At 43.2% G+C, this 10,902-nt stretch carries 9 protein-coding genes; 2 read left to right on the forward strand and 7 right to left on the reverse strand.

What is annotated here, in order from left to right; all coding sequences use genetic code 11:
* The first annotated feature begins 68 nt into the window (after positions 1-68).
* Both VOA_RS13735 and fabA read left to right on the forward strand, forming a co-directional pair.
* Positions 69-1,712 carry a S16 family serine protease gene (locus VOA_RS13735; RefSeq protein ID WP_000194422.1) on the forward strand — a complete coding sequence of 548 codons (1,644 nt, stop codon included), beginning with the start codon at positions 69-71 and terminating at the stop codon, positions 1,710-1,712.
* Between the two features lie 70 nt (positions 1,713-1,782).
* Positions 1,783-2,301: a bifunctional 3-hydroxydecanoyl-ACP dehydratase/trans-2-decenoyl-ACP isomerase gene (gene fabA, locus VOA_RS13730; protein ID WP_001180256.1), complete on the forward strand. Its 519-nt coding sequence runs from the start codon at positions 1,783-1,785 to the stop codon at positions 2,299-2,301.
* A 91-nt stretch (positions 2,302-2,392) separates the two neighbouring features.
* Here the strand turns inward: fabA and rmf are convergent, their stop codons facing one another.
* From rmf to pyrD, 7 genes are all read right to left on the reverse strand, one after another.
* Positions 2,393-2,566: a ribosome modulation factor gene (gene rmf / locus VOA_RS13725; protein ID WP_001881287.1), complete on the reverse strand. Its 174-nt coding sequence runs from the start codon at positions 2,564-2,566 to the stop codon at positions 2,393-2,395.
* Between the two features lie 163 nt (positions 2,567-2,729).
* Positions 2,730-4,424: a DUF3466 family protein gene (locus VOA_RS13720; RefSeq protein ID WP_000087042.1), complete on the reverse strand. Its 1,695-nt coding sequence runs from the start codon at positions 4,422-4,424 to the stop codon at positions 2,730-2,732.
* Positions 4,425-4,429: 5 nt separating this feature from the next.
* Entirely contained in the window at positions 4,430-6,349 is a 1,920-nt protein-coding gene (locus VOA_RS13715) for an ABC transporter ATP-binding protein (protein WP_001174039.1), read from the reverse strand.
* Positions 6,327-6,569: a glutaredoxin family protein gene (locus VOA_RS13710; RefSeq protein ID WP_005523000.1), complete on the reverse strand. Its 243-nt coding sequence runs from the start codon at positions 6,567-6,569 to the stop codon at positions 6,327-6,329. Before VOA_RS13710 ends, VOA_RS13715 begins: the two co-directional genes overlap by 23 nt.
* 8 nt (positions 6,570-6,577) lie before the next feature.
* Positions 6,578-8,701, reverse strand: a complete 2,124-nt coding sequence (rlmKL, locus tag VOA_RS13705; RefSeq protein WP_001077806.1) for a bifunctional 23S rRNA (guanine(2069)-N(7))-methyltransferase RlmK/23S rRNA (guanine(2445)-N(2))-methyltransferase RlmL — start codon at positions 8,699-8,701, stop codon at positions 6,578-6,580.
* Positions 8,702-9,159: 458 nt separating this feature from the next.
* Positions 9,160-9,702 carry a cell division protein ZapC gene (locus VOA_RS13700; RefSeq protein ID WP_000917535.1) on the reverse strand — a complete coding sequence of 181 codons (543 nt, stop codon included), beginning with the start codon at positions 9,700-9,702 and terminating at the stop codon, positions 9,160-9,162.
* A 154-nt stretch (positions 9,703-9,856) separates the two neighbouring features.
* Entirely contained in the window at positions 9,857-10,867 is a 1,011-nt protein-coding gene (pyrD, locus tag VOA_RS13695) for a quinone-dependent dihydroorotate dehydrogenase (protein ID WP_000966890.1), read from the reverse strand.
* Positions 10,868-10,902: the final 35 nt, after the last annotated feature.

Consider the following 10,902-nt stretch of genomic DNA (forward strand, 5'->3'; position numbering starts at 1 on the left):
GAGTTGTGCTGTTCGCTTCAAGGCTTTTTCTATATAATTTGGCTCTTTTCAATCAGTTCGAAATCTCAATGACCCAAAGCATCTGGCGAAGTGTAACGCCTCAATTTGAGCAGTTTAACAAAGTCTTTGAAAACTACCCTAACCTAGCTCTCAATTCACTGATCGATATTCAACCTCGCTTGGCCAGTGCATTTGAGCAATTTGTACATCTCAAAGGGTTTAGTCGAATCCTATTGATTAATGCTCCTGATAACTCGATTTATCGGGCCTTATTTAAGGATGCTCTATGTGATGAAGCGCTTAATGTGCCCGTTTTGAGCACAGAAACGTTAGATATTTCAGAAGTACTGGGACAAATCAAAGTTGAGCAAGGTGGCGTAATACAGAAAACTGTTGGGTATCTTGAGCAAGCCGATGGAGGATATCTTATTGTCTCTGCCAACTTGCTTTTGGCTAATCCAAGATATTGGCCAACGTTAAAGGCTGCCGTCTTGGGAGAAGTGATCTCTCCAGTCAACTGTGACCCTAAGTCCCCTTTCCCAAATGGGATTGGTGCGAGCTATGACATAAAGTTGGTTGTTGTGGGTGATCGAACTCAGTTGGGTGATCTTGATTTCCTTGATGCTGATATTCACTCTGGCCTGTGTCTATTTTCAGAGCTTGAGCTGGATCTGAAAATTGATGAAGAGTCGATTGAAGAATATTTGGGTTATTTGCTTTGGTTGTGTGAGCAATATGATTTACCTGAACTGACAGCATCAGCCATTAAATCATTAATGACTGCAGGGGCCCGTTTCACCGAAGATCAACACTATGCTCCATTATGTTTAATGTGGCACCGCGCTTTGCTTGAGGAGGCTCGCCTTGAATCTGAAAATCTAACGATTGAGGAAGATCATATTGAACAAGCATTGAGCAAGCGTTACTTGCGGGAGTCCTATCTTCCTGAGCGTGCGTTAGATGATATTCTTGATGGACAGGTAATCATTGAAACTCAAGGCGAACAAGTTGGCCAAGTCAATGGCTTAACGGTGATAGAAGTTGCGGGACACCCATTAGCGTATGGTGAGCCTGCACGAATTTCATGTGTTATTCATTTTGGTGATGGAGATATTTCTGACGTAGAAAGAAAAGTTGATCTTGGTGGTAATTTACATGCTAAAGGCATGATGATCATGCAAGCATTTGTTAGTAGTGCTTTGGATTTGGATGGTTCACTGCCCTTCTCTGCTTCCATTGTTTTTGAACAGTCTTATAGTGAAGTTGATGGTGATAGTGCTTCATTAGCTGAACTTTGTTCTCTGGTTAGTGCACTATCTGAGTATCCTATTGACCAACAAATCGCAGTCACTGGAGCTGTTGATCAATTTGGCCGGGTTCAGGCTGTCGGTGGTTTGAATGAAAAAATTGAAGGCTTTTACCGAGTTTGTTGCCATCAAGGTTTAACCGGTGAACAAGGCGTTATTTTACCTAGTTCGAACCTTAAACATTTGTCGCTCCATAACTCGGTTGTAGAAAGTATTAAAAATGGCGAGTTTAATATCTGGCCAGTATCAACAGTCGATGAGGCAATCCCCCTTTTGATAGGAAAGCCTTTCCGAGGCGAAGATGAAGATAGCGTAATAGCTAAAATTGCAGAACGAATTGATAATTTTGAAAAACTTGTACAGCCACACGGAATTGTGGAACGGATCAAAAACTGGTTTAGCTAGCACTGATCAGAGTTGTTTGGCGTACACTTGTTCACTAAGATGCACCCAACAAAAAATGGAGTAATCAATAATGCAGAACAAACGTGATTCGTATACTAGAGAAGATCTTTTAGCATCAAGTCAAGGTAAGCTATTTGGTGAGGGATATCCTCAACTTCCTGCGCCTAACATGCTGATGATGGATCGAATTACCAAAATGTCAGAAACCGAGGGAGAATTTGGTAAAGGTTTGATCTTAGCAGAGCTCGATATTACGCCTGATTTGTGGTTTTTTGATTGCCATTTCCCTGGCGATCCAGTAATGCCTGGCTGCCTAGGTTTAGATGCTATGTGGCAACTGGTTGGATTCTTTCTTGGTTGGGTTGGCGGAAAAGGTAAAGGTCGAGCTCTTGGTGTGGGCGAAGTGAAATTCACAGGTCAGATCCTGCCGACAGCCAAGAAAGTTACTTATGAAATTAATATGAAGCGTGTCGTTAATCGTAAGTTAGTGATGGGATTAGCTGATGGGCGTGTTCTGGTAGATGGTAAAGAAATCTATGTAGCCAAAGATCTTAAGGTAGGCTTGTTCCAAGATACGTCTGCGTTCTAAATGCATATTGAGCTTTAATATACGAATAACAGCCCTTTTAGGGCTGTTTTCCTTGTTAATCAGCCCTAAAAGGGGCTTGTTGTATGGGAAATTATTTACAGAGACCAGAAAGTTTGTCATTTCTAGCATCACGCCAACCACCTAACCAATAAGAGCGTACTTCCGTTTGTTGATAGGGACATTCATCATGGGAACGGCCGTTTAGACCGGCTTTGTATCCTTGTGATTGAGCTCTTTCTAGGCGATCACGTTTTTGTCTCTTCATAGTTCTGTCCTCATACGGTAACATTTGTGCAACGTACAACTATTAAAGTTGTGTGGAACTTTTATGACCACACCATTAGAGAATCGATCAATTCTTCGCCTTTCTCAAGCAATAAAAAAGGCACAAGCCCAAATCTGTGAGCTTGTGCCCTTCCTGACAATATTTACAATTTTCTACGGAACCCTAAGAATCCCAGTACGATCAGCAGTCCTAAACCAAGGCTACCACCTTTACGTTCAGAGGCTTGCTCTTCGGTTGAACGCTGTTGAATATCTGTACTTGTTGCATTGGTAATTGGAATCAACTTCACAGCAACGATGGTTTCTTCACGGTTTCCACCACCACAAAGTGAGTTGTGTGCAGTTGTGTCATATCCCCCCTCACATTTCAGAGCTGTGGCTGAGATAACACCCGCATCATTAATATCGCTCGCATCAATAATGCGAAACTGGTTGTTACCTGTTACTGAACCGTCATTAGTTAAATCATCTAACCACCATGCTTTGTTAGCAAAAACTGCCATACGGCTAGCATCACTACCATTTGCGTTGTATGGGTAGATAAATCCTCTTTTGCGACGTGGTTTACCGTCATTTTCACGAGTACTATCTGCATCAACTTGCCCAACAATTTCGTTGTAATTATTGATGCCGCCAGCTTTTCCACCTGCACCTGTAAAGAAGATCCCACCACTGAAAAAAGTGGCGGTTGGATTTGCAACAGAGATGTTATTGACTGCAAAAAGACGATTTGCTGATGCCCCATTTTCTGGGCGGCTACCTGCAAGCTTTGCTTCTCCAATAGCAATTAGGTTTTTATTGAGATCGGTTGTGACTGAATTGCTGTGAATATAGTCGCCCCCGATTTTAGCCTCTGCGCCAGCAATAGGTTTTGTTGCCCAACTGTTGGTATTAGTAAAATTAGTCGCATCATCGAGCTGGAAAACAGAAGCTTGCATATAGTTATTATCAGCATCGAAAGAGTTATACCCAACGGCATAAATTTTATTGCCGCTGACTATTACATCTCGCATGCTTCCCTGTGCGAGACGGTCGTTTCGATTTGGCTCAGTTCCTGTAGTCCAAATTAGTTCTACCGCTTCACCGTTCACGTTTTTCCATATTGCAGGCTTAGAATAAAAATAAGTGCCTTCGTTATTGTTGGAGCTTCGAGAAATGCTTCCTACAGTGTAAGTTCCATCGGTTTTCCATGCGCGGGTATAAAGCGCATCAGATACGTTAGGAACCGCAATCCCGGTCGGCAAATGTGCACTGATCGCTCCAAGATTTCGACGATACGCTGTCACGTCTCCAGTTTTTACATTGATCCCAATCGGCTTAACGTCTGTTGTAAGGCTGTTGATCAACACGTTCTTAGATGTACCCACCGTGTTGGCACCTATAAAAGCAATTGAATTTGGAACTTGTGATGCGTTGATTTCTGCTTGCCAACGATTCCAATAAGGGTCTGCCCATGTATCACAGGTCGAGTAACGGAGTTCGTTATAGCAATAGCGTTCAACATCGTCACGTTCTTGTACATAAATGAAAGCATTATCGAGAGCAAATGCGACTTCATCACGATAACTTAAGCCATCAACTGCTTTACCAGTGCTGGCTTTTTCGATACGAGTTTCACCTGCCAGTGCAAAGTCTTGGCAATCAACACTACCTACAGTCGCCGACACAAAGCAACTTCCGGGAGCACTTGGCTGAATTGCCACCCCCCATGCACTCCCGTAACTTTGCCCGGTACTCGGTGTCACTTCCATTACTTGGTAAAGTGCCGCGTTAGCTGTTTGGGTAGCGAGCATCACTGCAGTTGCTAAGATCGAACGTTTAAAAGTAATACGACTCATGTTTTCTATTCACTTTCCTGTTGCATCGCTTCAAGCTCTTCCCAACGCTCAAAAGCAATTTCGAGTTCCTGCTCTGTTGCAGTTAACTTGTCTAAAATGGGTTGTGTTTTATCGACAGGCTGACTGAAAAAGTCCGGACCATTGACGAGATCCTGTAATGCTGCGATCTCAACTTCCAACTCTTCTAACGTTTGAGGAAGAGCTTCGAGTTCGCGTTGCAGTTTATAAGATAACTTCTTAGGCTTAGTTTTCGATGGTGCGGATTTGGGAGACTCCTCAACCACTTTTTCTTTTTTGACGATATTTTCGACAGCTCTGCTTTGTAAAACTTGTGCGCGCTGTTGCTGCGCATCGTGATAGCCACCGACAAACTCTTCAATCTTACCATCGCCTTCAAAAATCCAGCTTGAAGTGACAGTGTTATCAACAAATTCACGATCATGGCTCACGAGCAGCAAAGTGCCTTGGTAATTGGCAAGCAATTCTTCCAAAAGTTCCAAAGTTTCGATATCTAAATCGTTGGTTGGTTCATCGAGAACCAATAAATTGTTGGCTTTGAGCAAAATACGCGCAAGCAGTAGGCGATTCTTCTCACCGCCCGATAGCGCTTTAACTGGAGTTCTTGCTCGCTTCGGTGAAAACAGAAAATCTTGAAGATAACTTAAAGCGTGGCGAGTACGTCCACCTACCATCACTTCTTGTTTTCCATCTGCTAGATTGTCGATAACCGTTTTTTCCGGATCAAGTAGCTCACGATATTGATCGAAATAAGCGACTTCAAGCTTAGTGCCGCAATGCAATTTGCCGCTATCCGCTTGTAAATCACCAAGCAGAATTTTGAGTAATGTACTTTTACCGCAGCCATTTGGCCCGATTAACGCGATACGATCACCGCGCATAATATTGAAACTGAAGCCATCAACAATCGTTTTTCCGTCAATTGTGTAGTGCAGGTTTTCAGCTTCAAAAACAATTTTGCCTGAGCGATTGGTGTCGTCAATTTGCAAATTGACTTTGCCTTGTACTTCACGGCGTTCACTACGTTCTTGGCGCAGGCGTTTTAATGCACGCACTCGCCCTTCATTACGAGTTCTACGTGCTTTAATTCCTTGACGGATCCAAACTTCTTCTTGAGCGAGCTTTTTATCAAATTCTGCATTTTGTAGTTCTTCGACGCGCAGCATCTCCTCTTTCTCATTCAGGTAATTCTCATAATTACCGGGGAATGAACTGAGCTTGCCACGATCTAAATCCACAATTCGAGTCGCCATGGATTTGATGAAAGCACGATCGTGAGAAATAAAAATGATGGAACCACGAAAATCTTTCAGTAATCCTTCAAGCCATTCAATAGTCGTTACATCAAGATGGTTAGTCGGCTCGTCTAGAAGCAGTACATCGGGATCGCACGCAAGTGCTCGAGCTAACGCAGCTTTACGCTGCCAGCCGCCGGAAAGATCTGTCAACTTTGTGTGGCCGTCTAATTTCAGCGAAGCTAGCACGTTTTTAATCCGATCCTCAAAGCGCCAAGCACCGGAAACCTCAAGCTGTTCCTGAATGTTCGCGAGTTTGTTGATGTTGGATTCGGTTGGTTCCGTTGCTATGAGATCTAATTGATCTTGGTAGATCTTAAGTTGCTCACCAATGCCTTGTAGGCCTCCGGATACATAATCAAACACAGTTCCAGCTTGGTTACGTGGCGGATCTTGCTCTAAACGTGACACAACGACATCTTGCATAATTTGCATTTTGCCATCGTCCAATAGAATCTCACCCGCGAGCACTTTCATCAGTGTTGATTTACCAGCGCCATTACGCCCAACCAGACACAATCTTTCATTTTCTTGCAACGCAAAATCGGCGTTATCCAGTAATGGATGATCACCAAATGCCAACAATCCGTTATGGATGGTAATTAATGCCATTGTTCTGTAACCACTCTATTAATTCTTGTAAGTCAAAAGGCCAATTTAATTCGCTAGTTTGGTAAGCAACAACAGGTATAGTGACCGCGTAACGAGAAAATAGCTGGTCATCAAATGCGATATCAACTACGTTGAGTTGTTTGCTAAGCCCTACTTTATCCAGTAATGCATATGCCATCTCACAGAGATGGCATCCTTCAGTGCTATACAAGGTTATCATTGACTATCCTAGCTTTGATGGGTGATCAACCAGCAGTTGTGGATCTGTTTGTTGCGTTCAAAATCCATCGGCAAGGTTTGATGTGAGATATTCTGCGCATTAAGTTCCAAAGCTTGTAATGCTTCCAAGTCCATCTTGAAATGACGCTTGTTGTTAGAAAACACAATCGTTCCTTCAGGACGCAGCATACGCTTGAGGTTGGTCATTAAGGTGACGTGGTCACGTTGAACGTCAAATGTCTGCTCCATACGTTTGGAATTCGAGAAAGTCGGTGGGTCAATAAAGATGAGATCGTACTGACCTTGTGCATTGGCAAGCCACTGTAAACAGTCAGCTTGAATATATTGGTGCTGACGACCAACTTGCCCATTGAGCTGCATGTTTTCTTTCGCCCACTCAAGATAGGTTTTTGACATATCAACTGTAGTTGTTGATTTTGCCCCACCACAAGCAGCATGAACCGTTGCAGAACCTGTATATGAGAACAGATTGAGAAAATCTTTGCCTTTAGCCATTTGGCCTAAACGGCGGCGAGTAATTTTGTGGTCAAGGAACAAACCGGTATCGAGATAATCGTATAGGTTAACGATTAGCTTCACACCATACTCATTAATCTGCATGGTTTGTGCTTGTTGTCCTAATTTCTCGTACTGTGAAGTACCCTTTTGTCTTTCACGGACTTTAAGTACGACATTGTTTGCATCTACATCTAGGACTTGGATAGCCGCACGGATAATATCGGTCAAACGACGCTTCGCTTTTTCTTCAGGAATATCTTTCGGTGCCGCGTATTCTTGAATCATCAGATGATCTTGATAGACATCTATCGCAACATTGTATTCAGGCAGATCAGCATCATAGAGGCGGAAGCAATCTAGCCCTTCGCGTTTGGCCCATTTGCCAATCTTGTTGAAGTTTTTCTTCAAACGGTTAGCAAAGTCTGGGGCAACTAGTGTTTCCTGAGTACCTTCATTGGTTGTAGTGTTTTCACGTACCGAAATAGTGTAGTTTTTTTGGTGACAAGGTAACGCACCATTGTTGAGTTTGAACTGTTTGTCAGCTCGCATGCGTAGACAGCTGAGCAATTCATCAGAACTAGAGAAAATCGAGGCTTTGCAGCCGCCAAATTCCGCTTTGAGTTGCGCACCAAATGCAGTGTAAAGAGCAATCAAGCCGGGATGAGTGCCTAAACGCTCACCATATGGTGGGTTACAAATCACAATACCTTCAGCAAAGTTCTCTGGACGTTTCACCTTCGCAGCATCACCTAAAGTAAAGGTGATCAACTCCTCTACACCGGCACGGCGTGCGTTATCTTTTGCTGTTTGTAGCACTCGGTTGTCGTTGTCCACACCGTAAAAATGCGTTTCAACTTTCTTGGCTCCACGTTTGCCTTGCACGCTCGCTTCAGATTTCACACTCGCCCATAGCTCTGGCTCAAAATCTTCTAATGACTCAAAGCCCCACTTCTTGCGTTGTAATCCAGGAGCGATGTTTGCGGCCATCATCGCGGCTTCAATCAGCAACGTACCAGAACCACACATAGGATCCAGCAACGGCTTGGTTGCATCCCAACCGCTGCGCAGAATAATTGCTGCGGCTAATGTTTCTCTTAGTGGCGCTTTGCCTGATCCAGTACGATAGCCACGAGCATGCAGGCCTGAACCTACCATATCGATACCAAGCAAGGCGGTTTCTTTGTGCAAACGTACGTGAATATGAAGATCCGCAAGATCTTTACTGATCGAAGGACGAGGTAGGTTTTTCTTGGTAAAGCAGTCGACAATGGCGTCTTTTACCTTCATCGCACCATATTGGCTGTTACGAATTTCTCGGTTAGTACCATTGAAATCAACAACCAACTTCTTGGAACTGTGGAAATGGTTTACCCAGTTAACGGAGGTCGTTGATAGGTAAAGATCTAAATCATTCTGGCACTTAAATTCAGCCACAATACGAACAAATCTTGATGCGAGACGACTCCAAAGACAGCAGCGATAGATCTGCTCATTGGTTGCTTTAAATTTAACCCCGGCCTGAACGGGTTTTGCATCGCTGATACCCAGTTGGGTTAATTCTTCAACTAATAGATTTTCAAGGCCGTTAGACGTCACCGCTAGATACTGATTCATAGTGTTCTTTTGCTGATAAAAATGGTCTCCGATTATAACTGACAATGTGAACCATACCTAAAGCTAACTCACCTACAAGCCCAAAAATCTCTGTTTTTCGCTCAAGCTACTTCACTCCTGATCATTTTGGTCAGTGTGCACACACTCCTTTTCTAGCAACTGATATTTAAGGCTCCCTGCCTTGAAGTGACTACTTATGCATTATCAAATTGGACTATACCAGATTGACTTTTGCACTGTAAATAAGTTACAAAAGACCTAAAAATGGGAATTTTTAATGGAAATTTCCAGTTTGAAATGAGAATTGGGTCATTAACTATGTTGAAAAGAATGTCTAAAATTTGTACCAAGTTCACAATGTGAGCTAGGTCAACTTAAATGAAAGGCAAAAAAAATCGGCTTACGCCGATAAGAAATGAAGGAACGAAATAGGAAAGGAACAAATATTAAAAAGAAAACTAGCCGACCATGGCCATCTGCTGTGTGAAGAAAAGCGTATTGGCATCAGACATTCTGTCATGCATCACTTTAATCACTTGGCCAAATTCCAACGTTTTGCTGTCATTTAATGCAAAAGGAACAAGATCGGTATAGGCACAAAGGGTAGCATTCTCCCCCACTTCCAATGCGATAAAAACACCGTCATTGAGGACATTGCTTAAGCTGACGAGATCCCCTTGCTCTGGTGTATGACCGATACCTTGTGACTCAAAAAACCAACTTTTTGGTTGTACGGGTTTATGGAATCGCTTAGCGGCAACACAGTAAAGCGCTAGCTCAGCTTTACGAGGTTCACTTAGTGGTAAACAAGTAATACGCTCTTTATACAGCTGAAAATCGGAAGCGTCATCAACGGTAAAGTGGTTTTCGGTAAACGCACAGTCGACTAAAAGATTACGACTGAGGTTTGTACGAAATAGCATTTCATCACCAAGGTTGAGCATCAGATAACCTTCGCTATCTGAGTAATACCAACTCCATTTGTCACTTGGTTTAAGCATTGTTCCACTCTCAACGATATTTGGGAGGACTAGGTAAAAACGCTTAAATTACCTTTGCCTATGAATATCGGTAATTCTATGAGTGTGCGGAGAAAAAAAAAGAGGAAATGCGTAAAGCATTTCCTTTGTAGCCCATTCTACAGATTTGTAGAAATTACAGGTTTTTGACGATATCGGCGACTAAACGTGGGCCTTGATAAATAAAGCCGCTGTAAACTTGAACGAGTTTGGCTCCCGCCATCAGTTTTTCTTTTGCGGAGATGTAGGAATCAACGCCACCGACACCAATAATTGGAATGGCTTCACCGAGTTCTTTATACAGACATTTGATCACTTCTGTACTACGAGTTTGTAGAGGACGTCCACTGAGGCCACCCGTTTCATCAGCAAACTTCATGCCTTCTACTAGTGAACGATCTAAAGTGGTGTTGGTCGCAATCACCCCATCAATTTTGTTTTTCAATAGAGACTGGCAAATCTGCTTGATTTCATCATCACTTAAATCTGGAGCAATCTTGAGTGCTAATGGAACATACTTATCATGTTTCGCCGCCAATTCTGCTTGGCGTGTTTTCAGTGCAGACAGCAATTCATCTAGCGCTTCACCATATTGCAGTGAGCGCAGCCCCGGCGTGTTAGGTGAAGAGATGTTCACCGCAATATAACCCGCATAAGGGTAGACTTTGTCCATACAGATCAAATAGTCCTCTGCCCCTTTCTCGATCGGAGTATCTTTGTTTTTACCAATGTTGATCCCGAGGATTCCATCGTATTTGGCGCGTTTGACATTCTCGACCAAGTGATCAACGCCTAGGTTATTGAACCCCATACGGTTGATGATGCCTTCAGCGTGTACTAAGCGGAACAGACGTGGTTTGTCATTGCCTGCTTGTGGTCTTGGTGTCACAGTCCCTACTTCAATAAAACCAAAGCCCATTGCGCCAAATGCTTCAATACATTCGCCATTTTTATCGAGCCCCGCCGCCAAACCGACTGGGTTTTTAAAAGTTAAGCCCATGCATTGGACTGGACGATGAGGAAGTTGTTGACGATAGAAGAGATCGAGAGGAGTGCCGGTAAAACGTTTGAAATTAGAAATGGCTAAATCATGTGCTTTTTCAGCATCCAATTGAAAAAAGCCAGCTCTGGCTAAGCGGTAAAGCATAGTGCCTCCGAAAGAAAAAAGCCCCGAATAAACGG

It is taken from the genome of Vibrio sp. RC586, assembly GCF_000176715.1.
Lineage (GTDB): Bacteria > Pseudomonadota > Gammaproteobacteria > Enterobacterales > Vibrionaceae > Vibrio.